This is a genomic window from Stenotrophomonas sp. PI_27 (assembly GCF_027854495.1).
Lineage (GTDB): Bacteria > Pseudomonadota > Gammaproteobacteria > Xanthomonadales > Xanthomonadaceae > Stenotrophomonas > Stenotrophomonas pavanii.
In genome coordinates, this window is sequence record NZ_JAJNOF010000013.1 from 104,095 (window position 1) to 130,666 (window position 26,572).

General features: G+C 67.4%; 27 protein-coding genes and 1 riboswitch. Of the genes, 14 read left to right on the plus strand and 13 right to left on the minus strand.

From position 1 onward, the window contains the following. Window positions 1–61: 61 nt before the first annotated feature. Complete coding sequence (locus tag LRM18_RS16205) at window positions 62–541, minus strand: winged helix-turn-helix transcriptional regulator (protein ID WP_049464533.1); 480 nt, start codon at window positions 539–541, stop codon at window positions 62–64. Window positions 542–690: 149 nt separating this feature from the next. Between LRM18_RS16205 and LRM18_RS16210 the strand changes: the two genes are divergently transcribed. Continuing rightward, window positions 691–1,995, plus strand: a complete 1,305-nt coding sequence (locus tag LRM18_RS16210; protein WP_057494273.1) for a D-amino acid dehydrogenase — start codon at window positions 691–693, stop codon at window positions 1,993–1,995. Next, window positions 1,974–3,044, plus strand: a complete 1,071-nt coding sequence (alr, locus tag LRM18_RS16215; protein WP_270955029.1) for an alanine racemase — start codon at window positions 1,974–1,976, stop codon at window positions 3,042–3,044. Before LRM18_RS16210 ends, alr begins: the two co-directional genes overlap by 22 nt. A gap of 69 nt (window positions 3,045–3,113) precedes the next feature. Here the strand turns inward: alr and LRM18_RS16220 are convergent, their stop codons facing one another. Continuing rightward, window positions 3,114–3,680, minus strand: coding sequence for a DUF3016 domain-containing protein (locus LRM18_RS16220; protein WP_270955030.1), 567 nt, complete (start codon window positions 3,678–3,680; stop codon window positions 3,114–3,116). A 244-nt stretch (window positions 3,681–3,924) separates the two neighbouring features. On the opposite strand from LRM18_RS16220, the gene LRM18_RS16225 reads away from it, so the two are divergent. Continuing rightward, a complete protein-coding gene (locus LRM18_RS16225) occupies window positions 3,925–5,913 on the plus strand; it encodes an ATP-binding protein (RefSeq protein WP_057494275.1) in 1,989 nt (662 codons plus the stop codon). Between the two features lie 43 nt (window positions 5,914–5,956). After that, window positions 5,957–6,247, plus strand: a complete 291-nt coding sequence (locus tag LRM18_RS16230) for a DUF3247 family protein (RefSeq protein ID WP_053462065.1) — start codon at window positions 5,957–5,959, stop codon at window positions 6,245–6,247. An 82-nt stretch (window positions 6,248–6,329) separates the two neighbouring features. On the opposite strand, the gene LRM18_RS16235 is transcribed toward LRM18_RS16230, so the two are convergent. Further along, window positions 6,330–6,593 carry a hypothetical protein gene (locus LRM18_RS16235; protein ID WP_005407925.1) on the minus strand — a complete coding sequence of 88 codons (264 nt, stop codon included), beginning with the start codon at window positions 6,591–6,593 and terminating at the stop codon, window positions 6,330–6,332. Between the two features lie 158 nt (window positions 6,594–6,751). Between LRM18_RS16235 and LRM18_RS16240 the strand changes: the two genes are divergently transcribed. The 3 genes from LRM18_RS16240 to LRM18_RS16250 are packed head-to-tail and all read left to right on the plus strand — an operon-like array spanning window position 6,752 to window position 9,194. Further along, a complete protein-coding gene (locus LRM18_RS16240; RefSeq protein WP_182068341.1) occupies window positions 6,752–7,816 on the plus strand; it encodes a class I SAM-dependent methyltransferase in 1,065 nt (354 codons plus the stop codon). Next, entirely contained in the window at window positions 7,813–8,514 is a 702-nt protein-coding gene (locus LRM18_RS16245) for a pseudouridine synthase (protein WP_270955031.1), read from the plus strand. The genes LRM18_RS16240 and LRM18_RS16245 overlap by 4 nt, the downstream gene beginning before the upstream one ends. Beyond that, window positions 8,511–9,194 (plus strand): HAD family phosphatase, encoded by a 684-nt coding sequence (locus LRM18_RS16250; RefSeq protein ID WP_270955032.1) that lies wholly within the window; start codon window positions 8,511–8,513, stop codon window positions 9,192–9,194. Before LRM18_RS16245 ends, LRM18_RS16250 begins: the two co-directional genes overlap by 4 nt. Window positions 9,195–9,254: 60 nt before the next feature. On the opposite strand, the gene fabB is transcribed toward LRM18_RS16250, so the two are convergent. After that, a complete protein-coding gene (fabB, locus tag LRM18_RS16255) occupies window positions 9,255–10,463 on the minus strand; it encodes a beta-ketoacyl-ACP synthase I (protein ID WP_270955033.1) in 1,209 nt (402 codons plus the stop codon). Further along, a complete protein-coding gene (fabA, locus tag LRM18_RS16260; RefSeq protein ID WP_270955034.1) occupies window positions 10,463–10,978 on the minus strand; it encodes a 3-hydroxyacyl-[acyl-carrier-protein] dehydratase FabA in 516 nt (171 codons plus the stop codon). Before fabA ends, fabB begins: the two co-directional genes overlap by 1 nt. A gap of 191 nt (window positions 10,979–11,169) precedes the next feature. Here fabA and dinB point away from each other — a divergent pair, with 191 nt between their 5' ends. Beyond that, window positions 11,170–12,267, plus strand: a complete 1,098-nt coding sequence (gene dinB, locus LRM18_RS16265) for a DNA polymerase IV (RefSeq protein WP_182068303.1) — start codon at window positions 11,170–11,172, stop codon at window positions 12,265–12,267. Between the two features lie 179 nt (window positions 12,268–12,446). On the opposite strand, the gene LRM18_RS16270 is transcribed toward dinB, so the two are convergent. The 3 genes from LRM18_RS16270 to LRM18_RS16280 all read right to left on the minus strand — a co-directional run bounded on the left by LRM18_RS16270 (window position 12,447) and on the right by LRM18_RS16280 (window position 15,591). Beyond that, the gene (locus LRM18_RS16270) at window positions 12,447–13,694 is read right to left on the minus strand and encodes a hypothetical protein (protein WP_270955035.1); all 1,248 of its coding nucleotides are present in this window, start codon (window positions 13,692–13,694) and stop codon (window positions 12,447–12,449) included. Between the two features lie 255 nt (window positions 13,695–13,949). Continuing rightward, a complete protein-coding gene (locus tag LRM18_RS16275; RefSeq protein ID WP_270955036.1) occupies window positions 13,950–14,861 on the minus strand; it encodes an MBL fold metallo-hydrolase in 912 nt (303 codons plus the stop codon). Window positions 14,862–14,952: 91 nt separating this feature from the next. Further along, the gene (locus LRM18_RS16280) at window positions 14,953–15,591 is read right to left on the minus strand and encodes an NAD(P)H-binding protein (protein WP_270955037.1); all 639 of its coding nucleotides are present in this window, start codon (window positions 15,589–15,591) and stop codon (window positions 14,953–14,955) included. A gap of 108 nt (window positions 15,592–15,699) precedes the next feature. Between LRM18_RS16280 and LRM18_RS16285 the strand changes: the two genes are divergently transcribed. From LRM18_RS16285 to gph, 3 genes are all read left to right on the plus strand, one after another. After that, window positions 15,700–16,629 (plus strand): LysR family transcriptional regulator, encoded by a 930-nt coding sequence (locus tag LRM18_RS16285; RefSeq protein WP_049465043.1) that lies wholly within the window; start codon window positions 15,700–15,702, stop codon window positions 16,627–16,629. Further along, complete coding sequence (locus tag LRM18_RS16290; RefSeq protein WP_206632241.1) at window positions 16,626–17,417, plus strand: class I SAM-dependent methyltransferase; 792 nt, start codon at window positions 16,626–16,628, stop codon at window positions 17,415–17,417. The genes LRM18_RS16285 and LRM18_RS16290 overlap by 4 nt, the downstream gene beginning before the upstream one ends. Before the next feature lie 64 nt (window positions 17,418–17,481). Next, the gene (gene gph, locus LRM18_RS16295; RefSeq protein WP_053462075.1) at window positions 17,482–18,144 is read left to right on the plus strand and encodes a phosphoglycolate phosphatase; all 663 of its coding nucleotides are present in this window, start codon (window positions 17,482–17,484) and stop codon (window positions 18,142–18,144) included. Between the two features lie 194 nt (window positions 18,145–18,338). Here the strand turns inward: gph and btuB are convergent, their stop codons facing one another. After that, window positions 18,339–20,180 (minus strand): TonB-dependent vitamin B12 receptor, encoded by a 1,842-nt coding sequence (gene btuB / locus LRM18_RS16300; protein WP_270955038.1) that lies wholly within the window; start codon window positions 20,178–20,180, stop codon window positions 18,339–18,341. Between the two features lie 114 nt (window positions 20,181–20,294). Beyond that, a riboswitch (cobalamin riboswitch) is annotated at window positions 20,295–20,519 on the minus strand. Between the two features lie 59 nt (window positions 20,520–20,578). On the opposite strand from btuB, the gene LRM18_RS16305 reads away from it, so the two are divergent. Further along, complete coding sequence (locus tag LRM18_RS16305) at window positions 20,579–21,703, plus strand: acyltransferase (RefSeq protein WP_065428183.1); 1,125 nt, start codon at window positions 20,579–20,581, stop codon at window positions 21,701–21,703. A 131-nt stretch (window positions 21,704–21,834) separates the two neighbouring features. Continuing rightward, a complete protein-coding gene (locus tag LRM18_RS16310) occupies window positions 21,835–22,413 on the plus strand; it encodes a histidine phosphatase family protein (protein WP_270955039.1) in 579 nt (192 codons plus the stop codon). Between the two features lie 90 nt (window positions 22,414–22,503). Here LRM18_RS16310 and LRM18_RS16315 read toward each other — a convergent pair whose 3' ends face one another. Both LRM18_RS16315 and LRM18_RS16320 read right to left on the minus strand, forming a co-directional pair. Beyond that, on the minus strand, window positions 22,504–22,866 hold the full coding sequence (locus LRM18_RS16315) for a TfoX/Sxy family protein (protein WP_049410464.1): 363 nt from the start codon (window positions 22,864–22,866) through the stop codon (window positions 22,504–22,506). Then, a complete protein-coding gene (locus tag LRM18_RS16320) occupies window positions 22,863–23,345 on the minus strand; it encodes a GAF domain-containing protein (protein ID WP_032959222.1) in 483 nt (160 codons plus the stop codon). The genes LRM18_RS16315 and LRM18_RS16320 overlap by 4 nt, the downstream gene beginning before the upstream one ends. 68 nt (window positions 23,346–23,413) lie before the next feature. Here LRM18_RS16320 and bioD point away from each other — a divergent pair, with 68 nt between their 5' ends. Next, window positions 23,414–24,097, plus strand: coding sequence for a dethiobiotin synthase (gene bioD / locus LRM18_RS16325; protein WP_270955040.1), 684 nt, complete (start codon window positions 23,414–23,416; stop codon window positions 24,095–24,097). 75 nt (window positions 24,098–24,172) lie between these two features. Here bioD and LRM18_RS16330 read toward each other — a convergent pair whose 3' ends face one another. Both LRM18_RS16330 and msrA read right to left on the minus strand, forming a co-directional pair. Continuing rightward, on the minus strand, window positions 24,173–25,621 hold the full coding sequence (locus LRM18_RS16330) for a PLP-dependent aminotransferase family protein (protein ID WP_049465057.1): 1,449 nt from the start codon (window positions 25,619–25,621) through the stop codon (window positions 24,173–24,175). A 210-nt stretch (window positions 25,622–25,831) separates the two neighbouring features. After that, window positions 25,832–26,569 carry a peptide-methionine (S)-S-oxide reductase MsrA gene (msrA, locus tag LRM18_RS16335; RefSeq protein WP_270955041.1) on the minus strand — a complete coding sequence of 246 codons (738 nt, stop codon included), beginning with the start codon at window positions 26,567–26,569 and terminating at the stop codon, window positions 25,832–25,834. Between the last annotated feature and the right edge of the window lie 3 nt (window positions 26,570–26,572).

Sequence of the window (26,572 nt, forward strand, 5' to 3'; positions counted from 1 at the left end):
CCAGCTGACGACCGGGGTCGGATCCCGCGCAGCGGGCTCTGACCCCATCCGGTTCCCAGCTTCAATCCGGAATCGGCAGGCTCAGCGTCTCTTTCACTTCTTCCATCACGATGTAGCTCTTCGATTCCCGTACATGCGGCAGCGTCAGCAACGTGCTGCCCAGCAGCTTGCGGTAGGAGGCCATCTCGCTGATCCGCGCCTTCAGCAGGTAATCGAAGTCGCCCGACACCAGGTGGCACTCCAGCACGTTGGGAAGCTTCAGCGCCGCGCGCCGGAACTCCTCGAAGATGTCCCCGGACTTGTAGGCCAGGCTGATCTCCACGAACACCAGCAGGCTGGCCTTCACTGCCGCCGGGTCGAGGTGGGCGTGGTAGCCGGTGATCACCCCTTCGCGCTCGAGCCGGCGCACGCGCTCGGTGCACGGGGTGGTCGACAGGCCGACCCGTTCACCCAGTTCGGTGAAGGAAATACGGCCCTCGGCCTGCAGGATGCGCAGGATCTTGCGGTCGATCTTGTCCAGTTCGCGGGTCCGGGGGGCCATGGCCGTCAACCTCGGGGAATGAATTGCAGGAGAACATCCTGCCGGTTGATTGTAAATCAGGCAAATCGACTGGTATTGCCTGTCTATACTTCCCCAATTATGGTCCCCGCGCGCTCTGGTGCAGGGAATGATCGGGTTGGAGAATTCCCATGCGAGTCCTAGTTCTCGGCAGCGGCGTGATCGGCACCACCAGTGCCTGGTACCTGCGACAGGCCGGGTTTGAAGTCACGGTGATCGACCGCCAGCCCGGCCCGGCGCTGGAGACCAGCTTCGCCAATGCCGGCCAGCTGTCGTTTGGCTACACCTCGCCCTGGGCGGCCCCCGGCGTGCCGAAGAAGGCGATCGGCTGGCTGTTCGAGAAGCACGCGCCGCTGGCGATCAAGCCGGGCATGGACCTGGCCCAGTACCGCTGGCTGTGGCAGATGCTGCGCAACTGCACGCATGAGCGCTATGCGATCAACAAGGCGCGCATGGTGCGCATGTCTGAATACAGCCGCGACTGCCTGAACGAACTGCGCGCGCAGATCGGCATCGAATTCGAAGGCCGCGACCTGGGTACCACCCAGCTGTTCCGTACCCAGCAGCAGCTGGACGCTTCGGCGCAGGACATCGAGATCCTGGCCCAGTACGGCGTGCCGTACGAGGTGCTGGACCGCGCCGGCATCATCCAGGCCGAACCGGCCCTGGCCCATGTCGACGGCCTGGTCGGCGCACTGCGCCTGCCACGTGACCAGACCGGCGACTGCCAGCTGTTCACCCGCCGCCTGGCGCAGATGTGCGTGGATGCCGGCGTCGAATTCCGCTTCGACCAGGACATCACCGGCCTGGAGTTTGACGGCGACCGCATCACCGGCGTGCGCATCGACGGCAAGCGGGAAACCGCCGACCGCTTCGTGGTCGCGCTCGGCAGCTACTCGCCGGCACTGGTGGCACCGCTGGGCATGCGCCTGCCGGTCTACCCGCTGAAGGGCTATTCGCTGACCCTGCCGATCACCGACCCGGCGATGGCGCCGACCTCGACCATCCTCGACGAGAGTTACAAGGTGGCGGTGACCCGCTTCGACGACCGCATCCGCGTCGGTGGCATGGCCGAAGTGGCCGGTTTCGACCTGTCGCTGTCGCAGCGCCGCCGCGAAACCCTGGAACTGGTGGTCAGCGACCTCTACCCGAAGGGCGGTGACCTGTCGCGCGCGCAGTTCTGGACCGGCCTGCGCCCGGCCACGCCCGATGGCACGCCGGTGATCGGCGCCACGCCGTTCCGCAATCTCTACCTCAACACCGGCCACGGCACGCTGGGCTGGACCATGGCCTGCGGCTCGGGTCGCTACCTGGCCGACCTGATGAGCGCGCGCCAGCCGCAGATCAGCACCGAAGGTCTGGATATTTTCCGCTACGGCCAGTACGGTCACGCGCCGCAACACGAGAACCGCACATGCGTCCTGCCCGCGCGCTGATCGATCTGGGCGCCCTGCGCAGCAACTACCGGTTTGCCCGTGAACTGGGCGGTGGCAAGGCCCTGGCGATCATCAAGGCTGATGCTTATGGGCATGGCGCAGTGCGCTGTGCGCAGGCGCTGGAAGGCGAGGCCGAAGGCTTCGGCGTGGCCACCATCGAAGAAGCGCTGGAGCTGCGCCAGGCCGGCATCCGAGCACCGATCCTGCTGCTGGAAGGCATCTTCGAGCCCAGCGACATGGCGCTGGTGGCCGAACACGATTTCTGGTTCGCCGTCGGTTCGCCGTGGCAGGTGGAGGCGCTGGCCGCCTTCGCCAGCCCGCGCCCGCTGACGGTGTGGCTGAAGCTGGACAGCGGCATGCATCGCCTGGGCCTGGACGTGGACAGCTTCCGCGCCGCGCATGCACGCCTGTCGACGCTGCCGCAGGTCGAACGCATCGTGTTGATGACCCACCTGGCGCGCGCCGACGAGCTGGACAGCGAGCGCACCCACGAACAGGCTGCGACCTTCGCCCGCGCCATCGACGGCCTGCACGGCGAGACCAGCGTATGCAATTCGCCGGCACTGCTGGGCTGGCCGGATGTACGCAGCGACTGGGTGCGCCCGGGCCTGATGCTGTACGGCGCCAACCCGCTGCCGGACGACACCGCGTTGACCGAGCGCCTGCGCCCGGTGATGACGATGCAGTCGAAGGTGATTGCCGAACGCTGGATCGAGGCCGGCGAGCCGGTGGGGTATGGCGCGCGCTTCGTGGCGAAGGCGCGCACCCGCGTGGGCGTGGTCGCGCTTGGCTATGCCGACGGGTATCCGCAGTTCGCCCCCAACGGCACGCCGGTATTGATCGATGGCCAGCCCGGCGCACTGATCGGGCGCGTGTCGATGGACATGCTGACGGTGGACCTGACTGCGCACGCGCAGGCGGGCGTCGGCAGCGTGGTGGAACTGTGGGGCACTGCGCCGACGCTGTCGGAACTGGCGCCGCGCTGTGGCGTGAGTGCCTACCAGCTGCCGTGCGCGGTCAAGCGTGTGGCACGGGTGTACCAGGAGTGACGTAATGCCGGCCAGCGGCCGGCATTACCAAGACCAGAGCTGGCGCCGGGCCATGCCCGGCGGTTCCCATCATCGTGCAGCGGTAGCCCGCGTGCTCAGCTCGCGCTTCACCCAGTCGTCGATCAGGCGCTTCTCGTAGCGCAGCGGATCGCTGTCGCGCTTCAGCCCGAGGTTGTGCAGGTAGCCGGTGTCGCTGAGCTTGGCTTCGCCCTCATCGACGATGCGGCCGCTGGCGTCCTTCAGCGTGTACTGCAGGGTGATCCGCGGCGGATAGATGTCCCGCATGATCCGGATGTCGCTGCCCCGCGGGCCGTGCCAGGGCTCGTAGTCGCCGGCGCGCTTGATGTCGACCAGGGTCACGTCCAGGGTCTGCCCGGGCTGCAGCGGCCTGGCTGCAGTGGTCTGCACGTAGCTGGCCAGCTGCTGCACCCAGTTGCCGCGCTCGGCTTCGAAGCGGTTGGTGCTCTGGCGGATCTCGGTGAATGTGGCCGGATCGTCCCATTTCACGCTGACCGGCCCGTTGGCCTGCAGCGCACGGGGCGCGTCCGGATCGGTGACGGCGCGCGGCGCGGCGTTCGCGCTGCCGGCCATGAGGGCGCCTGCCAGCAGCAGGGCAGTGGCCAATGAGCGGTTCATGACGGTCTCCTGCGTCCCATCAATGGGGACGATGCGGTTCTCGGAGCGAGTGTGATCCCGCATTCCGGTGGCCGCAACGGCCGATTGCGACATACGCAAGAGCGGTTGCCGCCAATTCATCGTCGTCAACCATGACTGACGGCGCTTGACGCTGTGAATACGCCCTTTGGAAGATGCTGTGTCTCCAACCCGGCCCGTCCAGACGCCCTTGTCCACACTGCCGCCCCTAGTGGAGCGCCCACCGATGATGGTGCCGGCGCCCGAACCCGACCTGCATCATGGCGTGCTTGAACGCATCAACGCCGGTTTCTGCGTGATCCAGGTGCTGTTCGAGGGCGACCGTGCGGTCGATTATCGCTTCATCGAGGTCAACGACGCGTTCGAACGCCATACCGGCCTGAAGGACGCGCGTGGCCAGCGCATGACCGCGCTGGAACCCAACCATGAGCAGGACTGGTTCCGCATCTATGGCGAGGTCGCACGCAGCGGCCGCCCGGCCCAGTTCGAGATGGAAGCGCGTGCGCTGGGTCGTTCGTTCGCGGTCGACGCGGTGCGCGTGGGCCGGCCGGGCGAGGACAAGGTCGGCATCCTGTTCTTCGACATCACCGCGCGCAAGCAGATGGAAGTGGAGCTGGGCGAGAGCGAAGCGCGCTTCAGCGCGCTGGCCGACGGCCTGCCGATGCCGGTGTGGGTGCTCGATGAGCGTGGGCACGCCCGTTTCGTCAACAGCGCTTTCAGCGAGTTCTTCGGTGGCGACGAGACGCGCGTTCCGGAAGACGTCTGGCGTGGCCTGGTGCATCCGGACGATGCCTCGGTGTTCGAATACGAACTCCAGGAGGCGTTGAAGGCGCAGCGCTCGATGCACGCGCTGGTGCGTGCGCGGCGTGCCGATGGCCAATGGCGCTGGCTGGAGATGAACGCCCGCCCGCGCTTCTCGCGCATGGGCCGCTTCATCGGCCTGGCCGGCAGCAGCCCGGACGTGACCGAACGCCGCGAGATCGAGCTGGCCCGCGAGGAGCTGTTGCAGTCCGAGCGGGCCGCACGCAGTGCCGCGGAAAACATGGCGCGGCTGAAGGATGAGTTCCTGGCCACGCTGTCGCATGAACTGCGTACGCCGCTGACCACCATTCTTGGCTGGAGCGAACTGCTGCTGCAGCGCGTGGACGACACCAGTCCGCTGTACAAGGGCCTGAACGTGATCGCCAACAGCGCCGGCGCGCAGAAGCGGCTGATCTCGGACATGCTCGACCTCAGCAGCATGCTGCTGGGCAAGGTGCAGCTGGAGGTGGAAGTGCTGGACTTGCGCACCGTGCTTGGCGAAGCCATTGGTGCCCAGGAACTGGTCGCCGAAGGCAAGGCACTGGACGTGCACCTGCAGCTGCCCGAGCAGCCCAGCCTGGTGCTGGGTGATGCCACGCGCCTGCAGCAGGTGTTCTGGAACCTGCTCTCCAACGCCATCAAGTTCACCCCGGCCGAAGGCCGCATCGACCTGCAGCTGCAGGCCGACGGCAATCACTGGGTGATCACCGTGCGTGACACCGGCGACGGCATCGCGCCTGAATTCCTCAATCATCTGTTCAGCCGCTTCCGCCAGGCCGACGGCACCACCACCCGCCGCCACGGCGGACTGGGGCTGGGCCTGGCGATCGTGCAGCAGCTGGTGGAACTGCACGGCGGCACGGTCACGGCGGCCAGCGAAGGGCATGGCCTCGGTGCCACGTTCACCGTGCGCCTGCCACAGCACCTTCCCGATGCCGAGCGGCGGCCACTGCGCGAAGTCATCAGCGGGCCGATCCTGGAGCCGGTGATCGTCGAACCGTATCCACTGCGCGGCATGCACGTGCTGGCGGTGGAAGACCAGCCGGAAGTGCTGGAATACCTGCGCCGCATGCTGGAAGAGCAGGGCGCCAGCGTGTCCGCGGCCAGCTCGGCCGGCGAGGCGTTGGCGCTGCTGGCCGACACCGGCCATCTGCAGTACCACGTGCTGCTGACCGACATCGGCATGCCGGGCATGGATGGCTATGGCCTGGTGCGCACGCTGCGCGAGGACATGGGCGTGGATGCGGCGACCTTGCCTGCGGTGGCGGTGACTGCACTGGCGCGTGCCGACGACCGCCGCCGCGCGCTGGCATCGGGCTTCCAGGAGCATGTGGCCAAGCCGTACTCGGTAGCGCAGCTGGTGGCTGCCGTGCGCAAGGTGCAGGTGCCACGCGCGGACAACGCGCTGCACTGAGCATTCACGGACGATCGGCGATCCTGCAGCCAGGAGGTCGCCGATGTCCCGCATAGCTCCCCGTATCCATACCGATCCGGCGCAGATCGCGCGCCTGGAAGCCCTGCTGCCGCAGCTCGACGGCGAGACGCAGGTGGAACTGATCCTGCAGGACGGCCGTCGACTGCTCGGCACCGTCGCGGTGAGGCCGACGGTGCAGCAGTATCGCAACGAAGCCGGCGATGAAGGCAGCAACGGACAGTTGCGCCTGGATGACTACGACACGCCGGTGCAGCAGCACCATGTGTGGCTGGACGAGATTGCCAGCATCCGCAGGTTGCCGCCGAGGGTCTGACGGCCGCCTGCCGGGCCCATCCACGCATGGCGTGGATCTACCAGAGGTTGCAGTAGAGCCACGCCGTGCGTGGCTGCTGGGCTCAGTGCTCGAACAAGGTCGGCGTCGCTTCGAACCGGCGCGCGTAGGCGCGTTCTTCCGCCACCCGGGCTACCTCGTCATCGGCCAGGTCCGGCGCGCCATACACCGCATAGGCCACGCTGCCGTCGGCCCCATGGCCAACCTGGTGCAGCCGGTAGCGCGAGTGGCCGCCGCCGGTGTCTTCGGGGTAATGCACGGGCGGATGGCTGCCTTCCAGGTCCATTTCACTGTTGTCGACCACGCCACCGACGAACAAGGCTCGCATGCAGGTTCTCCTGGGTTCCGGGGGGAGCCTCTACCCTGAACGTTTCAATGTTGCTGGCAGATCAAGGCCCCGTTCGGGTTTCGCAAAGCGCCCTGGGCGGGGCTGCCTGGCCGAGCCGGTACAATGGTCGGCCCTCACGCTTGAAGTACCCCGCGCCGATGGCCTCCAGCGACGACGCCCCCCTGCAGACCCTGCTCCTGCCGTTCTCCCAAGGCGCCCTGCGCTGGCCGGAGGGCCCGGTGGCCTTCCTGCGTGCCCGCGACGGCTGGCCGCTGCGCGAAGTGGCCGGCCACCGCGAGCTGCACTGCGAACAGAGCTTTGCCCCGTTCGCGCAGCCGCTGCAGCAGGCCGCCGGCTGGACCGTCAGTGGCCAGCTGGAGGATGGGGCCGGCAAGGGCCGCTACCCGCTGGTGCTGGTGCTGCCGCCGCGCCAGCGCGAAGAAGCCCGTGCGCTGTTCGCCCGCGCGCTGGCGCTGGTCGCCGAAGGGGGCCGCATCGTCGCCTGCCAGTCCAACAACGAAGGCGCACGCTCCGGCGAGGGTGACCTCAAGCAGCTGACCGGCCTCGGCGGCAGCCTGACCAAGAACCATTGCCGCGTGTACTGGACCGCCCCGATGCAGGGCCAGCACGATGCCGACCTGGCCAAGCGCTGGTCGGCGCTGGATGCGGTGCGCCCGATCGTCGGTGGCCGCTTCCTCAGCCGCCCAGGGGTGTTCGCCTGGGATCGCATCGATCCGGCGTCGGCGCTGCTGGCCGAGCACCTGCCGGCCGACCTGGCCGGCCGCGCCGCCGACCTCGGCGCCGGCTACGGCTATCTGTCGCGCGAGCTGCTGGAACGCTGCCCGAAGATCACCGCGCTGGACCTGTACGAGGCCGAGCAGCGCGCGTTGGCACTGGCCGAACTGAACCTGGCGCCGCCACCGCGCGCCGTACCGTTGCGCTTCCTGTGGCGCGACGTCACCACCGGCATCGAGCCGGGTTACGACGTGATCATCAGCAATCCGCCGTTCCACACGCCGTCGCGCGCCGACCGCCCGGACATCGGCCAGCGCTTCATCGCCGTGGCCGCGCAGGCGCTGCGCCCGGGTGGGCGCCTGTACGTGGTGGCCAACCGCCACCTGCCGTACGAGCACACCCTCAACGACAGTTTCGGTGCGGTGCGCGTGGTCGCCGAGCGCGACGGGTTCAAGCTGGTCGAAGCGGTGAAGGGGAAGGGCAAGTGAAGCTGGTCAAGCACATCGCCAACCTGGGCTATGGCAGCCGCAAGCAGGTGCAGTGGCTGTTCCGCGAAGGCCGCATCACCGACGCCGACGGCGAGGTGTTGTACGCCGACGACCAGGTGCCGCATGAGGCCATCCGGGTCGATGGCGAGCCGCTGGATCCGCCCGTAGGCCTGTCGATCGCGCTGCACAAGCCGGCCGGCTACACCTGCTCGACCAAGGACACCGGTCGCCTGATCTACGACCTGCTGCCGCCGCGCTTCCGCGACCGCGACCCGGTGCTGTCCACGGTGGGCCGCCTCGACCGCGAGACCAGCGGCCTGCTGCTGCTGACCGATGATGGTGGCCTGCTGCACCGGATCATCTCGCCGAAATCGAAGCTGCCCAAGGTCTACGAGGTCGAGTTGAGCGACGACCTGCGCGGTGATGAAGTGGCGCTGTTCGCCAGCGGCACGCTGATGCTGGAGTCCGAGAAGACGCCCCTGCTGCCGGCTGAACTCGAAGTGCTGGATGCGCGTCGCGCGCGCGTGGTGCTGCACGAAGGTCGTTACCATCAGGTACGCCGCATGTTCGCCGCCACCGGCAACCATGTGCAGGCCCTGCACCGCAGTCGCGTCGGCGGGCTGGACCTGCAGGGGCTGGACGAAGGGCAATGGCGGCAGCTCACCCCTACCGACCTGGATACGCTGTTCGCTCCATGACCCCCATCGCTGCGCTGCCGTTTCTTCCCGACGCCGTCATCTTCGACATGGACGGCCTGATGATCGACAGCGAGCGTGTCTCGCTGGCCTGCTGGGGCCAGGCCGCCGATGAATTCGGGCTGGGCGTGGACGAGGCAGTGTTCCTTCGCATGGTCGGCCTCGGCGACCGCGATTCGCACGCGCTGCTGCGCGCGCAGGGCATCGAGGACAGCGTGATCGATGCGGTGGCCGCACGTTGCCACGACCTGTATGAGGCACGTACGCAGACCGGGTTGCCGCTGCGTCCGGGCATCCTGGAACTGCTGGAGCTGCTGAAGGCACATGCGATCCCGCGTGCGGTGGCCACCACCACGCGGCAGCCGCGGGCCGGCCGCAAGCTGGCCGCTGCCGGCCTGCTGCCGTATTTCGATGCGGTGATCACCAGTGGCGACGTGGCGCGGCCGAAGCCGGCGCCGGACATCTACCTGCTGGCCGCGCAGCGGCTGGGCCAGGCGCCCGAACGTTGCCTGGCGCTGGAAGATTCACCGGCCGGCACGCGCGCTGCACTGGCGGCGGGAATGACCGTGATCCAGGTGCCGGACCTGGTACATCCGGATGAAGATCTGCGCGCACTGGGCCACCGCATCGTCGGTTCGCTGGTGGATGCGCGCGCGTTGCTGCTGCCGTTGCTGCCGAGGTAACGGTGGGTGCCGTCCGCCTCTGACGGTGGGTGCCGACCGCTGGTCGGCACGCCTGCCCCATCACACCCGACCGAACACCAGCGCCGCGTTGGTGCCACCGAAGCCGAAGCTGTTGGACATCACCGTGTCCAGCTTCTGCGCGCGGCTCTCGCGCAGGATCGGGAAATCCACCACCTTCGGGTCCAGCTCGGCGATGTTGGCCGAACCGGCCACGAAGCCGTCGCGCATCATCAGCAGGCAGTAGATCGCCTCGTGCACGCTGGCCGCACCCAGTGAATGGCCGGACAGCGCCTTGGTCGAGGACAGCGGCGGCACCGCGTCGCCGAATACTTCGCGGATCGCGTTGAGCTCGGTGACATCGCCCAGCGGGGTCGAGGTGCCGTGGGTGTTGAGGTAATCCAGCGGGCGGTCGACGCCCTGCAGTGCCATCTTCATGCAGCGCACCGCGCCTTCACCCGAGGGCGCCACCATGTCGGCGCCATCGGAGGTCACGCCATAGCCGATCAGCTCGGCATGGATGCGCGCGCCGCGTGCGACGGCGTGGTCGTAGTCCTCCAGCACCAGCATGCCGCCGCCACCGGCGATGACGAAGCCGTCGCGATCCTTGTCGTACGGGCGCGAGGCGTTGGCCGGAGTGTCGTTGAAGCTGGTCGACAGCGCGCCCATCGCGTCGAACATCACGCTCATGGACCAGTGCAGGTCTTCGCCACCACCGGCGAACATGATGTCCTGCGCACCGTGGCGGATCATGTCCGCGGCGGCGCCGATGCAGTGCGCGGAGGTCGCGCAGGCGGCCGACAGCGAGTAGCTGACGCCCTTGATCTGGTAGGCCGTGGCCAGGCAGGCCGAGACCGTCGAGCACATCGTGCGCGGCACCATGTACGGGCCGACCTTGCGCACGCCCCGTTCGCGCAGCAGGTCGACGGCACCGATCTGCCATTCGCTGGAGCCGCCACCGGAGCCGGCAATCAGGCCGGTACGCAGGTGGCTGACCTGCTCGGCGCTGAGCCCGGCGTCGGCGATGGCATCGCGCATGGACAGGTAGGCGAAGGCCGCCGCATCGCTCATGAAGCGCTTCTGCTTGCGGTCGATCAGTGCGTCCAGGTCGAGGTCGACACGGCCGCCGACCTGGCTGCGCAGCCCGGCCTCGGCGTGGTCGGCCAGCTGGGTGATACCCGAGCGCCCTTCGCGCAGCGCGGACGATACGGTATCCAGATCATTGCCGAGGCAGGACGTGATGCCCATGCCGGTGATGACGACGCGACGCATCAGAAGCTCCCGGTTTCAGTGAACAGGCCGACGCGCAGGTCGCGCGCGCTGTAGATTTCGCGGTCATCCACGTACATGCGGGCGTCCGACTGGGCCATCACCAGCTTGCGGTTGATGACCCGGCTGATGTCGATCTCGTAGCGCACCCGCTTGGCGTCCGGCAGTACCTGGCCGGTGAACTTCACTTCGCCACAGCCCAGCGCGCGGCCCTTGCCGGGGGCACCCAGCCAGGTCAGGAAGAAGCCGGTCAGCTGCCACATGGCGTCCAGGCCGAGGCAGCCGGGCATCACCGGGTCGCCGATGAAGTGGCAGCCGAAGAACCACAGGTCCGGGCGGATATCCAGCTCGGCGCGTACCATGCCCTTGCCGTGCGGTCCGCCGTCCTCGCGGATGTCGGTGATGCGGTCGAACATCAGCATCGGATCGTTGGGCAAACGGCCGGCGGCGGTGCCGAACAGTTCACCGCGTGCGCTGGCCAGCAGCTGTTCGCGGTTGAACGCGTGGAGACGGGTCATGAAGCACAATCCTGGAAGCGGGGAAACGGGGAAACAAGTTCTCGAGGATGCCCGTGGAAACTGTGCCGATCAAACATTTCAACCGTACGCAACCGTAGAGTTTTCAAGGGAATACGCGCATCCTGTTGATGTGCAACGACCATACTTCGGCGTGTGGCCTGCCTGGCCCGCCCCCGCCTTTTCCGCCCGACATGACCCGACTGCGCAAGATCATCCACGTTGACATGGACGCGTTCTACGCGTCGGTGGAGCAGCGCGACGATCCGTCACTGCGCGGCAAGCCGGTGGTTGTGGCATGGCGCGGCGCGCGTTCGGTGGTGTGTGCGGCCTCGTACGAGGCACGCGTGTTCGGCGTGCGTTCGGCGATGCCCGCGGTGCGCGCCGAGCGCCTGTGCCCGGACGCGATTTTCGTACCGCCGGACTTCGCGCGTTACAAGGCGGTGTCACAGCAGGTACGCGCGATCTTCCTGCGGCATACCGACCTGGTCGAACCGCTGTCGCTGGACGAGGCCTACCTGGACGTGACCGAGCCGAAGAGTGGCATCGAGCTGGCCACCGACATCGCGCGCACCATCCGCGCTCAGATCCGCGAGGAAACCCACCTGACTGCTTCAGCCGGGATCGCGCCGAACAAGTTCCTGGCCAAGATCGCGTCGGACTGGCGCAAGCCGGATGGCCAGTTCGTTATTCCACCGCAGCGGGTGGATGCGTTCCTGCTGCCGCTGCCGGTGAAACGGGTGCCTGGCGTGGGCAAGGTGATGGAGGGCAAGCTGGCCGCGCGCGGCATCGTCACCTGCGGCGACCTGCGGCAATGGGCATTGACCGATCTGGAAGAGGCGTTCGGCAGTTTCGGGCGCAGCCTGTACAACCGGGCGCGCGGCATCGACGAGCGGCCGGTGGAGCCGGACCAGCAGGTGCAGTCGATTTCCTCGGAGGACACCTTCGCCGAAGACCTGCTGCTGGAAGACCTGACCGAGGCAATCGTGCAGTTGGCGGAGAAGACCTGGAAGGCCACCCGCAAGACCGAGCGTGTCGGCCATACCGTGGTGCTGAAGCTGAAGACCGCGCAGTTCCGCATCCTCACCCGCAGCTTCACCCCGGAGCGCCCGCCGGAATCGATGGAAGAACTGCGCGACATCGCGCTGGCCCTGCGTGCCCGCGTCGACCTGCCGGCGGAGACCCGTTACCGTCTAGTTGGTGTCGGGCTGGGCGGCTTCCGCGAGAAGGAGCCGGTGGTGCAGGGCGAGTTGTTCGAGCACGGACCGAACGATTCCGCAGGCAATCGTTGATGGGGCTAAGAGGGGTCTTGATTCTGGCCGGTCAAGCGGGCCTGCACAAATCTCCCAGCTCAATCAGTTGCAGATCTCTCGAAGGCCCTGCGCAACAAGATTGCCAGGGCATTTAATGGGACAAGCCCAGCTCAGCGATGATGGCTGGTACAGGTCTGCGCGTGACGGTTCTCTCGCGATCAACGAACAGTCACACCTATGGCGGAGTGAACCTTCGCAAGAGACATCCCTATCAGATAGTCGCAATCTCCGATTTCGCTGCCGTTGGTCTTTGCAGACGTCACTATCGCCACAGCATCAAGATCCACCGAAACCAGAGGTCCGCCGCTGTCACCTGCATCACATAGCAAATCGTAAGGGCCGGCTAGGTCCTCCACCTTAATCCAATCGCTCGTGCAGCTTTGGAAATTGCAGATATTTGATTCAGGCTCTGCGTTCACGGAGGTGAGAGTGCCGCAGCTGTAGCCTGTCCGTGTTCCTGCATGGCAGAGCACTAGGAGTCCTTCCAGAGTTTCCCGCAGTAGATCGGGTCTGACCTTTCCCAGGTAACCAATCGTGTTAAATCCATTCAATTTGGTGAAGGTCGTCCAAGACGCTTCAAAACCGCTCGAGGCAGGGACGGGATGCCATTGCACGTCGTGACCTGCATCAAAGCGTCGTCGGTCAGGATCTACATCAAGTACGACGGTGGCAGTGTCGCCAGAATCCGGGATCGGTTCGTACCGCAGGGTTGGTAGGCAATGTGCGGCAGTAATCAACCCAGGCTTTTCATCAGAATCATAGGCCCGAAATCCAAACGTGCAGTACGAGTTGTTGGAAACAGCTCTCCCACCCGCACGAGTCTGTGGCGCTGACAGCAACTTGGAACGCCCTGAGGACTTCTTTAGTTCAATGGGGGCGGATAGAACGCGTCGCGCATTCTTTTCCTCGTCGACATAGATTCTTTCGAAATCTGTGCTGGGCAGCTCCACAACAATCACACCGCGCTGTCCGTCGATCATGATCCCCTGATGCTCCGGGAAAAGTTCTGCCACCTTTCCTGACTTCACTATCTGCTTCAATTGCGTCAGAGAGTGAGTTGCACCGACCGTGAAGCGGTAGGTGATGGTGCCATAGACAGTGCTCATAGTTCGGGATGGCACTGGCTCGGTCCCGGTCAAACGGACCGTCACGATCATCGGGTTCTCAGTGAAGCTCTTGCCAGCGAAGCGATCAGGCATTCCATCCAGAATGCGCGCAAGCTCTTCACCTGCCGCAATTCGAAGTCTGAGCCGCCTGTCGGCTTCTTGCGTGGTCAATCCCTCATGCTGCGCAAAGGCTTGAACAACGGGGTCGGTGGAGGGCGTCACTTGTTGAGAGAACGCGGGGACCGCGGCCAGTGCGGCGGTGGATAGCAGCAGTTTGACCAAAGCGTGTCTGATTTTCATCGTGAATTCTCCGTTCCATCGGTTTGATCAACTACGCAATCCATCGTACAGCTGTTGACGTTCAGGTCTGTGATGTTGATCCCGGCTTGACGTTTGGAAAGGAGTGGCAAATGGGTGATTACCTGCGCGTCGTCGATCTGGTGAGTTGAATGTGGTCGCCTTCTATCAAGCAAGCTTTGGATATTGAGGGTGCCGGCCAGCGGCCGGCACTACCGCAGGTGCAGGGCGCAGCCCTGCAAAAGAAAACGCCCTACCTCATGGCCACTGCATCTCGCCCTTGGCCACCTTTGCACTCAGCTCCAGCGACGCCACGCCGGCCAGCTTCGGGTAGCGCGACTGCATCGCCTTCACCAGCGCCGCACTGTCCTTGGCCTTTGCCGTTTCGGCATCGAACGTGCGGATGTAGTCCGCAGTGAAGCGCAGTGCACTGGCATCCAGCGCCGCACCCGGCGCGTAGTGCCCGGGCACCACCACCGTCGGCTTCAATGCCTGCAGTCGCTGCAGGGTCTGCAGCCAGTCGGCATGTGACTTCGGCGTCTGCGTGTCGGCCATCCACACGTGCTCGCCGGCCACCACCGGAATGCCACCAACGATCGCGCGCAGCGACGGCACCCACAGCACCGTGCGGTCCGGGGTCGGGCCGTCCAGGCCGATCAGCGGCAGGCGCTGGCCTTCCAGCTGCAGGGCATCACCGTCCAGCACCTGCGGCACGACGATGCGCGCCGGCGCATCGGCTCCCATCTTCGGTCCCCAATAGGCCAGCTTGCCGGCCTGGGTCTGCCGGATATGCGCAACGGTCTGCGCGGTGGCGACGATGCGTGCCTGCGGGAAGGCGTCCTGCACGGTGGCCAGGCCGAAGTAGTAGTCCGGATCGCCGTGGCTGATGTAGATCGTGGTCAACTGCTTGCCGCTGGCGCGGATCCGTTCGACCAGTTTGCGCGCGTCGCTGGCACCGAACTGCGCGTCGACCAGGATCGCGTCGTGGCGGCCTTCGATCAGCACCGAGGAGACCGAGAACATCGCCTGCGGGCCGGGATGGAAGGTCTGCAGGTGCAGCTGGGCTTTCGTCGCCGCCGCCGGCGGCGGGGTGGCCGGTGCGGCGAGCAGCGGTGCACTGGTGAGGCTGGCGGCCAGGGCGAGGGGGAGCAGCAGGGCAGCGGTACGCATGGGAATTCCTTGTGTAGAGCCGGGCCAATGCCCGGCTGCATGTTCGCGTAGAGCCGAGCGCGGGCTCTGCTCTACAAGGGACGTGCGTGGATCAATACGCGGCCGTGATGATCTGCTTCGGGTACCGGTGTGCTTCCAGCTCGGCGACGAACGCTGCACCGTAGTCGGCGTAGCTGATGCGGCTGTGGCCGCTGGCATCGGCGAGGAAGGCCTTGGGCTGCACGCGGTACTGGCCGCGCTCTTCGCCCGGGCCGATTTCGGCGGCCGGCGAGAAGAAGGTCCAGTCCAGGTCGTCCACTGCCTGCAGGCGGTTGAACGCCTCGCGGTGGGCCAGCGCGTACGGCTTGTAGGCCTCCGGGAAGTCGGGGGTATCGACCAGCTGCACGCCGGGCGCGACTTCCAGGCTGCCGGCACCACCGACCACCACCAGGCGCGGCACGCCGGCCTCGCGTGCGGCGGCGGCCAGCTGCGCGGCGACCTCGCCCACACGGCCGATGTCATCGCCGGGGCGCGGGCCGTAGGCACTGGCCAGCACGTCGTGGCCGGCAATGGCGGCGACCAGCGCATCCAGGTCGTCCAGCGAGGCAACCACTGGATGCGCACCGGCCAGTTCAGCCGGGAGGTCCTGCGCGCTGCGCACGATGACGGTGAGTTCGTGGCCGCGGGCCAGCGCGTGGCGGGCGATCTGGCGGCCGATGTTGCCGGTGGAACCAACGAGGGCGATCTTCATGGCAGGACTCCGTGGGGCGGTGTGGGGTGGGAATGGGGCCACTCTAGGCCCCTGCAGTCGGCCGAAAAACAGCGTATAACGCGCTTGTTTGTTGCATGGATCGAGCATATGGACCGATTGACCGCCATGACCGTGTTCGTCGAAGTGGCCGAGCGTGGCAGCCTGACCGCGGCCGCCGAGGTGCTGGACATGTCGCGGGCGATGGTCAGCCGCTACCTGGCCGAGGTCGAGGCCTGGCTGGGCGCGCGCCTGCTGCACCGGACCACGCGCCGGGTCAGCCTGACCGGCCCGGGCGAGGCGGCGCTGGCGCGCTTCCGCCAGATGCTGGCGATCGGCGAGGAACTGCAGGGCGAGCTGGCCAGCGACGATCCCGAGCCACACGGCACGCTGCGGGTCACCGCCAGCGTGTCGTTCGGGCAGAGCCACCTGGCACGGGCCGTTGCCGGCTTTGTTGCGCGCCATCCTGCCGCGCGCATCGAGCTGCTGCTGGTCGACCGCATGGTGAACCTGGTGGAGGAGCGGGTGGACCTGGCGGTGCGCATCGCGCGCCAGATCGACCCCAGCCTGATCGCGCGCCGGTTGGCCACCTGCCGCTCGGTACTGTGCGCAACGCCGTCGTACCTGCAGGCACGCGGCACGCCCACCGCCCCCGAGCACCTGGCCGCGCACAACTGCCTGACCCACCATTACGTCGGCAAGAGCCTGTGGCAGCTGCACCGCGATGGCCGTTCGCTGTCGGTGGCGGTGGGCGGCAACATCAGTGCCAATGAGGCGTCGCTGCTGCTGGAGGCGGTGCGGGCCGGTGCCGGCATCGCCATGCTGCCGACCTACCAGGTGGCACCGTTGCTGCGCAGCGGTGAACTGATCGAACTGCTGCCTGCGTTCAGTCTGGACGAACTCGGTATTCATGCCGTGTACGCATCACGCCGCCAGCAGCCCGCTATCATGCGGCGATTCCTGGACTACCTGGCCGAGTGCTTCGCCAGCCCGGCCTTCCAGGATCTGGATTGGCGCCCACCGGGCAAGGAGAACACATGAACCATGGACAGGCCTTGATCGACCACAACCGTGCTGCCTGGGACCGCCAGGCCAGCGAAGTGCGCGAATGGTCGCGCCCGGTGGAGAGTTCAACGATTGCCGCCGCGCGCGAAGGGCGTTGGCAGGTGCACCTGACGCCCCGCGCCCTGCCGCTGGACTGGCTGGGCGATGTGCGCGGCCGCCGGGTGCTGTGCCTGGCCTCGGGCGGTGGCCAGCAGGCACCGGTGCTGGCGGCGGCCGGGGCCGACGTCACCGTGTTCGACCTGTCCGACGGGCAGCTGGAACAGGACCGCAGCGTGGCGGCGCGCGACGGCCTGCGGCTGCGCACGGTGCAGGGCGACATGCGCGACCTGCACGTATTTGCCAACGACAGCTTCGATGTGGTGTTCCACCCCATCTCCAATCTGTACGTGCCGGACGTGCGCCCGGTCTGGACCGAATGCCGCCGCGTGCTCGCGCGCGATGGCATGTTGATGGCCAGCTTCTACAACCCGGTGCTGTTCGTCGGTGCGCGCGATCCGCAGCTCGATGCGCAGGGCCTGATCCGGCCGCAGTACGCCATTCCCTATTCGGACGTGGAAGACCTGCCCGCCGCCGAACGCGAGGCGAAACTCGCCCGCGGCGATGCGCTGACTTTTGGCCACAGCCTGACCGAATTGATCGGCGGCCAGCTGGATGCGGGGTTCGTCATCGATCGCTTCATGGAAGACTGGCAGCCGCAGCCGCGCTTCCTGATCGACCGCTACCTGCCCACGTTCCTGGCCACCCGCGCGCGCCGGATCGGCTGAGGCGGATCGGCGCAGAAACCAGCGGCGTACAATGGGCGGCCCCACGTCGTGCAGGTGCCGTCCCTTGTCGTATCCCTATCCGCTGGTCGTGTTCGACCTTGATGGCACGCTGGTCGACAGCGCAGCTGATATCGCCGAAGCACTGAACCGCACGCTGGAAGACATCGGCATGGCACGCGTGCCGGAAGCCACCGTGCTCGGCTGGATCGGCGACGGTGTGCGCCGCCTGGTCGAACAGGCCGTGCACGCCGCCGGTCGTGAGGTCGACCTGGCCGAGGTGATGCCGGTCTTCATGGTGCACTACCGCGAGTGCCTGCTGCGCAGCCCGCGCCTGTTCGATGGCGTGGCCGACGCACTGGCGCAGCTGCGCGCGCGCGACGTGCCACTGGCGATCTGCACCAACAAGCCCGAAGCACTGGTGCCGCCCCTGCTGCAGCACCTGGGCATTGGTGATGCGTTCGCGCTGGTACTGGGGGGCGATTCGCTGCCGCAGCGCAAGCCCAGTGGCGAACCGCTGCGGCACATCGCTGCGCATTTCGCGCTGCCGGTGGACGCCTGCCTGATGGTGGGAGATTCGTTGACCGACTACCGCGCCGCCGAAGAGGCCGGCATGCCGATCGCGCTGGTGCGCTACGGCTACCCGCGCGGCCTGGATCTGGCCAGCGCGCATGCGGTGGCAGTGATCGACGACCTGCGTGAGTTGCCGGGGTTGGCCGCAGGCCGGTAACCCAGCCGACGCAACAGGTGGTGCCGGCCGCTGGCCCGCAACCCAGGGCCAACGCAACGGGTAGTGCCGGCCGCTGGCCGGCAACCCAGGGCCAACGCAACGGGTAGTGCCGGCCGCTGGCCGGCAACCCCGAGGACGTCCCCGAAGGTCATGATGTTGCCAGCCGCTGGCCGGCACCACCATGACTGTCGCGGTCACTTAGGCTGGTAACGCACACTCAGCTGGTACTCGCGACCGGGCTGGTTGAACCACGCCACTGTTTCATAGCGCCGGTCGAACACGTTGGCAGCGCGCGCCAGCAGCGACCACGACGGCGTCAGTGCGTATTCGGCGCGAACATCCAGCGTACCGTAGCCGCCCACCTTCACCACATTCGAGGCGTCGTCATAGCGCTTGCCCGCACCCTGCACGGTCAGGCCGGCACGGAAGTCCCCGAAGCGGCGATCGATGTCCAGGCGCGCGGTCTGCTGTGCACGACGCGGCAGCCAGTTGTCGAACTGGCTGCTGCCGCGGGTGCGGTTGCGCGGATCGGTGTAGCTCAGCTGCGCGTTGAGGTCGAAGCCGGCCAGCAGCATGCCACCGGTCAGTTCGGCGCCGCGGATGCGCGCCTTCTCCACCTGCTGCATCCTGAACGTCGACGCATCGTAGGTGATCAGGTCATCGATGCGGGTCTCGTACACATCCAGGCCCCAATGCCAGCCCTGGCCCTGCTGCGAAACCCCCAGATTGGCACTCTTGGACTTCTCCGGCTTCAACGTCGGCACGCCGCTCCACGGGTCGTACAGGTCGCTGAAGGTCGGCGCCTTGAACGCGGTGCCGTAGCTGGCATTGACGCGCAGGCCGTGGCCCAGTTCCATCGCCCAGCCGACACTGCCGGTGGCATGGTTGCCGAACTGCTGGTTGTCGTCGTTGCGCGCACTGGCCTGCAGCTGGTGGCGACCGAAGCGGCCCTGGTACTGCACGAACACGCCGGTGTTGCGACGGCTGTCGACCAGATAGCCGGCACTGCTGCCATCCAGGTTGTCCTGGCTCCAGTCCACACCGGTGCTCAGCAGCTGGCCCTCGGCCAAGCCGATGTCACCCTGCAGGGAGGCGCTGTCGCGGTGGGTCTGCGCACTGCCACGCGCACCGAAGTCGCCGAAGTTGTCCGACTCGTTGTCGCTGCGGCCGACATTGGCGGTCAATGCCAGGCGCTCGGACGGGGTGTAGCGCACCTTGCCGGCCAGCACCTGCTGACGGGTTTCCGAGTAGTTGTAGTAGCCGTCGTAGTGGTTCTTGCCGTCGGCACGCAGTGCGCTGCCTTCCACGCTCCACTGGTCGTTGAAGGTGTAGCCGCCGCGCAGGCTCTTGGACAGGTTGCGGTAGCCGTCACGGTCATGTTCGTCGGCAAAGCAACCGGTGAACAGCGTTGCCGAGCCGCGGCAGGCATCGATGCCATCGGAATGCTGGTAGGCGATGTCGGCGCCGAACCAGCCGCGCTCGGTACCGCCGCCGATGCCGCCGCTGGCCTCGCGCAGGCCGTTGCTGCCACCGCCGAGCTGGAAGTGCGGCGCGAAATCGCCCTGGGTGCGGCGGGTGAAGATCTGGATCACGCCGCCGATGGCGTCGGCACCGTACAGGCTGGACTGCGGGCCACGCACGATTTCCACGCGCTCGATCTGCGCCAGCGGCAGGTCCTGGTACATCGCCAGGCCGAGGTCGGCGCTGTTGATGCGCACGCCATCGACCAGCACCACGGTGTGGCCCGAGTTGGTGCCGCGCAGGAACAGCGAGCTCTGCTTGCCCAGCCCGCCGGCATTGGTCAGGTTGATGCCGGCGCGGCCGCGCAGCAGTTCCTGCAGTGAAGTGGCCTGGCTGGATTCGATCTGGGCGCGGTCGATCACCTGCGCCGGCGCGATGCTGTCCTGCAGGGCGATCGGGGTGCGGGTGGCGGTGACCAGGATCTGGTCGAGCGCGGTGGTGTCATCGGCGGCCTGGACCAGCGCGGGCAGGGCGGCCAGCACGGCCAGGGACAGCATTCGGGACTGCAGCTTCATGGGGAACTCCAGGTGCCACGCACGCCCGCGTGGCGAAGGGGAGGAGCCGCGAAGGCAGGCATGCGCCGACGCCGCAGCGCAGGCTGCGGTCATCCAGCGCCATGCCCACCGCATCGCGACCTGAGGCTTCCGGGCCGGTCTCCGGGCTTGCCGCCGGGTGGCCGGGGGGCCACCGTCCAGGCGCCTTCCCATGCACAGGGCACAGTGGCGTTGTTGCCTGGAACTGACGTGCTTACCGTTGCGGGGGCAGCGCCGGCATGGCGTGGAATCACGCGTCACCGGCTTCCCGTTTCAACCTGCCGGCCGTGGCCGCAGGTCACCTGGAAGTGCGCGCAGTCTAAGTCATCGCCTGCCGGGGGCGTTAGAGTATCGGCCTCTTCACGTTCGTGCGAGCCACCATGGTTGCGAAGGATCGCCTGCAGTTTCTCGATGCCCTGCGTGGCCTGGCGGCCGTATACGTAGTGCTGTACCACGTGCAATCAATGCCGGCACCGGCACTACCGGTGTCGGCCGGCTGGTTGCCTGCCGTGCACATGGGAGCCACCGGGGTTGCGCTGTTCTTCGTCATCAGTGCATTTTCCCTGTGCTACACCATGCCCCGGCACCAAGCCACCGGCCGACCGCTGCTGAGCTTCTACCTGCATCGATTCCTTCGCATCGCGCCGCTCTTCTATGTGCTGTTGATGTTCTCCCTGTTCCGCGATGGCCGCGGCGACCATGTAGGCCATTCATGGGGGGAGATCGCGGCCAACCTGTCCTTCACTTTCAACTTGTTCCCGGGCTGGGAAACGGGAATCGTGTGGGCCAGTTGGGCCGTCGGCGTGGAGATGCTGTTCTACGCCATTTTCCCCGCGCTCTACGTCTTGGTCGGCAAGGCGCGCAGCGCCTGGGGACTGCTGATCGGGCTACTGGCGCTGGTGGTGCTGGCCTGGACGGGTGTGCTGGGCCAGCGTATCCAGGCCTCGCTGGGTGACTACGGATGGTTGCGCCATGCCCCGGTCTTCGCGATGGGGCTGGTGGGCTTCCACGCCTTTGGTGCACTCGCCCGGTTGCCGGTGCCGCGCGCGCGGCGGTGGGCACACCGCCTGAACCTGGCGGGTGTGCTGTTGCTGCTCCTGGCCGCGTCCTCGACGACGTGGGGTGCCGCCGGTCCCTGGCAATGGCATTTGGCGGGGCTGGGCTACCTGGCCTTGCTACTGGGCTTCTCGCAGTGCCCGCCGCGTTGGCTCGTGAACCGGATCACCGCATGGCTGGGCACGGTGAGTTACTCGCTCTATCTCGGGCATCCGATCGTCATCGCGGTGCTCGGTCCGGTGTTCGCGCGGGTGCTTGCCGTCCAGGGCAACAGTGTTGGCTATCTGTTGTGTGCGGCGATGACGCTGTCGGTGGTACTGCCGCTGGCTGCACTCGGCCATCGATTCGTAGAAGCACCGATGATCCGCTTGGGCAAGCGGCTGATGTCGCCCGCCGTGCCAGCGCGCAGCGCTGCTGCAGGTGGGCAGGCAGAGGGCGGCGCACGCTAGAATGAAGCGCCCCGTCGCGGGGCATCAGTTCTGGAAGTGTTGCCCATGATCCTGTTCCAACCGCTACCGATCCCCGCCGCTGATCTGTTCGAAGCGCCGCCGCGCCGGCAGGTACAGACCGGCCGGCAGCGATGATCCTCGACCTGGTCCGCCATGCCGGCAACGGTCGCGATGAGTTCCTCGATGGCCGCAGCGATCCACCGCAGCTGGCCGGCCTGCCGCAGGAACTGGTCGACGCCTACGCCGCGCAGCCCTGGGAGCGGGTGATCAGTTCGCCGCGGCTGCGCTCGCTGCACACGGCGATGGCCCTGGCCACGCCGCGCGGGCTGGACGTGGAAGCAGACGAGGAATGGGAAGAGCTGGATTTCGGCGATTGGGACGGGCAGTTGCTGTTCGACCTGCCGGAGGATGCACTCGCTGCCTTCCACGCCGATCCGCATGCGTTCCCACCGCCGAACGGCGAAAGCTGGGGCCACTTCGAGCGGCGCATCGCGCGCGCGCTCGACCGCCTGCTGGACGAGGATGATCCGGTGCCGACGCTGGTGGTCAGCCATGGTGGCCCGCTGCGCATGGTGCTGTCGCAGGTCTGCGGCCTGCCGATGTCGCTGTGCTGGGCGCTGCGCATCGACCACGGCACGCGCCTGCGGGTATGGCTGGAACGTGGCGAAGCCGGGCTGGCAGGCGAGCTGCTGGAGCTGCAGCAGCCGTAACCCATCGGTAGTGCCGGCCGCTGGCCGGCAGTCCGAGGAACGTTGAAAGACCATGCAGTTGCCGGCCAGCGGCCGGCACTACCGGTGCTATCAATCCTCGTCCGCACCCTCAGCAACGCTGTCTTCAGCGTCATCGTCGGCATCGAAGCGCTGTTCGTGCACCGGGCCCGAGGCGGGGCCGGCCGCCTTCAGCGGATGCGCGGCGATGCGTGCTTCGTAATCCTGCACCAGCGCCTCACGCTGCGGCTCGCTGAGTTCCTGCCAGTGGCAGTCCAGCAACGCGCCTTCCAGCGAGTACAGCAGGTTCAGGCTGGGCTTGAAGCCGGCGCGCTTGACCTTGACGAAGGCGCCCACCGCACCGATCGCGACCAGATCCTCGCGGCTGCGCAGGCCGACCTGGCGCAGCCAGGCCGCGCTCTTGGGGCCGATGTTGCGCAGCTTGGGTGCGCTCATCCCAGCGCCTCGACGAATACCCGGGCGATGGCTTCCAGGCCGGCCTGGTCGTCGGCATCGAAGCGGCCGATCTTCGGGCTGTCGATGTCGAACACGCCGATCAGTTCATCACCGCGCAGCAGCGGAACCACCAGTTCCGAGCGCGAGGCCGAATCGCAGGCGATGTGGCCGGGGAAGGCATCGACGTCGTCCACGCGCTGGGTCACGCGCTGGCTGGCGGCGGCACCGCACACGCCCTTGTCCAGCGGGATGCGCACGCAGGCCGGCAGGCCCTGGAACGGGCCGACCACCAGTTCCTTGCCGTCGTACAGGTAGAAGCCCACCCAGTTCAGGTCGGGCAGGGCGTGGTAGACCAGTGCGGAGAGGTTGGCCGCGTTGGCGATGCGGTCGGACTCGGCGTAGACCAGGCCACGGGCCTGTTCCAGCAGCTGGGCGTATTGTTCCGGCTTGCTGCCGGTGAGCGAGGCATTGGCGAACATGCCCGCAGTCTAGCAAGCGCGCCGGGCCGGCGATAATGCACGCTCTGTTGCCCTGTTGGAGCCCATCGATGCCGTTGCCCGCTACGCTGCCGCCCGCCCTGTTCATCACCGGCACCGACACCGAAATCGGCAAGACCGCGGCCAGCACCGCGCTGCTGCATGCGCTGCGCCGGCGCGGCCTGCGCGCGGTGGGCATGAAGCCGGTGGCCAGTGGCAGCGAAGACCTGGGGCAGGGCCTGCGCAACGAGGACGCGTTGGCCCTGCAGGCGGCCAGCCGGCCGGTGCCGGACTATGCCGATCTGAACCCGTACGCGCTGCGGCAGCCGCTGGCACCGGAGCTGGCCGCTGCCGAGGACGGCGTGCAGGTGCAACTGGCGCCGATCGTGGCCGCGTTCGCGCGACTGCGCGCGCAGGCCGACATCGTGGTGGTGGAGGGCGTCGGTGGGTGGCTGGCACCGGTCTCGGCCACGCTGGACCAGCTCGACCTGGTACGTGCACTGCAGTTGCCGGTGCTGCTGGTGGTGGGCATGCGGCTGGGCTGCGTCAACCATGCGCGCCTGACCGCGCAGTCGCTGCAGGCCAGTGGCGTGGAGTGCCTGGGCTGGATCGGCAACCACATCGATCCGGCCATGCAGCGCCAGGACGAGAACATCGCCACGCTGCGGCAGCGGCTGCCGATGCCGTGCTGGGGACGGCTGCCCCATCTGCCGGGGGCGGACGGCAAAGCGCTGAGCGCGCACCTGCTCGATTGATCCTGGGTAGTGCCGGCCGCTGGCCGGCAACTGCATCCACCCGGTGATCCCGATGGTGCCGGCCAGCGGCCGGCACTACCGTGCTGCAGCCGCCAGCTCCCGTGCGATCGCACCCAGCCGCTCCACCGCACCGGTGAAGCGCGCATCCAGCGTCTGGCAGCACGACAGGCGCAGGCAGTGGCGATAGCGCGCACCGCGCGAATACACCTGGCCGGGCATGAACACGATGTCCTCCTGCAGCGCTCGCTCGAACAGCTCGCGCGTGTCCACGCCCGGCAGTTCCAGCCAGAGCAGGAAGCCGCCCTGCGGTTCGGTCGCGCGGGTCCCGGCCGGGAAGTGTTCGGCCACCAGCTGGCGCAGCCGTCCCACCTGTTCACGGTACAGCCGGCGCATGCGGTGCAGGTGGTGCTCGTAGCTGCCCGCCTCCAGATACGCCGCGACCGCATCGCCGAGCAGTTGCGGCTCGCCGCCGGTGGACTGGAATTTCAGCAGTGCGATGCGTTCGGCGAAGCGGCCGCCATCCAGCCAGCCGATGCGGTAATCCGGCGCCAGTGTCTTGGAAAAGCCTCCCACGACCATCACCCAGCCGTCGCGATCGAAGGCTTTCAGCAACGGGGCCGGTGGCTCGCAGAACTGCAGCTCGGCATACACCGCATCCTCGATCAGCGGCAGCTGGCGTGCATTGACCAGCTCGGCCAGGCGCTGCTTGGCGGCGGTCGGCATGGTACAGCCCAGCGGATTGTGCACGGTGGGCATCACCACCAGTGCGGCCAACGGCGTGTGCTCCAGCATCGCCTCCAGCGCATCGACCTCCAGGCCGTGCTGCGGATGGGTGGGCAGCTCGATGGCCTGCAGGCCGAGGTTGGCCAGCAACGGGTACAGGTTGAAGTAGGAGGGCGCCTCGATGCCCACCGCGTCGCCCGGTTCGGTCACCGCGCGCAGGGCCAGCTGCAGGGCCTCCATCGCACCATGGGTCAACAGCAGGCGCTCGCTGTGGGTATGCAGCCCCATGCGCGGGCCACGCCGCACGATCTGCGCCAGCAGGCGTGGCGAGCCGTTCGGGCGTGCGTAGGTCTCCACCGTCTGCTGGCCATGGCGCAGCACCTGCGCGGTGTGACGGGCCAGCTGCGCGCCCGGGTAGAACTGCCGACCGCGCGGGCCGGCGAAGGCCAGGTCGACCACGCCCGGGCGGCGCTGTGCCTCCAGCACCCGCGCCATGAGTACCTGCTGCAGCGGTGCGGTCGGGGCCGAGGGCACATCGCGCAGTGACCGTTCCGGTACCGACAACCGCGGCGCCACCTCGAAGCCGGCCTTGGGCCGCGGAATCACCAGGCCGGCATCTTCCAGCTGGCGGTAGGCGGCAATCACGGTGTTCAGGCTGAGCCTGCGCTGCGAGGCCATCTGCCGCAGCGAGGGCAGGCGGCTGCCGACCGGAAGACGTCCGCCATGGATGGCCTCGGCCAGTTCATCGGACAGCCGCTGGTAGCGGGGAGGAATCATCGTGGCCTGGTCATCTGTATCCATCGAAGTTCCCGCCATCTGGTGCTGTACCCGTGATGATGGCGAGCCTAGCATGTTGTCGTCGGCCGGGCCTGATCGGGGCGTGGCCGGTATTTTCCAAGCGCACGGCTGGATGGCCGTGCGTCTTTTTTTGGGTAGTGCCGGCCGCTGGCCGGCCATCCCGGGATCCGGAACAGTGCGGTTGCCGGCCAGCGGCCGGCGCTACCCAGGTCGTTACCGCATCGGCACCAGCACCGCCTCGCGCCGGTACAGCGCCGGGAACTGCTTGGCCAGGGCCGCCAGCTTCGGTGCGTCGTAGTAGCGGATGTAGGCCGCCTGCGGGTAGTTGGTCATGTAGTTCTGGTGGTAACTCTCGGCCGGGTAGAAGCGCTGGCCGCTGACCAGCTGGGTGACGATCGGTGCGCGGTAGCTGCCGGCCTGGCCGAGCTGGGTGATGTAGGCGCGGCTGGCGGCCTGCTGGCGGGCGTCATCGCTGAAGATCGCCGAGCGGTACTGGCTGCCGTGGTCGGGCCCCTGGCGGTTGAGCTGGGTCGGGTCGTGCGCGACCGAGAAGAACACCTGCATCAGCTGCCCGTAGCTGACCTGGCGCGGGTCGTAGTCGATCTTCACTGCTTCGGCATGGCCGGTCTGGCCACTGCTGACGCGCTCATAACGCGCATTGGCCGCACTGCCACCGATATAGCCGGAGACCGCGTTGCTCACGCCCTTGACGTGCTGGAACACGCCCTGCACGCCCCAGAAGCAACCACCGGCGAACACCACGCTGGCGTGGGTCGCGTCATCGCGGAACGCCGCATCGCCGGTGGGGGCCGGCAGTGCCTGGATCTGCGCGCTGGCTTCGACCGGTGCCGCAGCCGCGCCGTGGTCGACCAGCAGCACGCCGGCAATCAAGGCTGTGGCCACCAGGCCGGCCACACCGGCGGCGATGCCCTGTTCAAAGGAGAGTTTCATCAT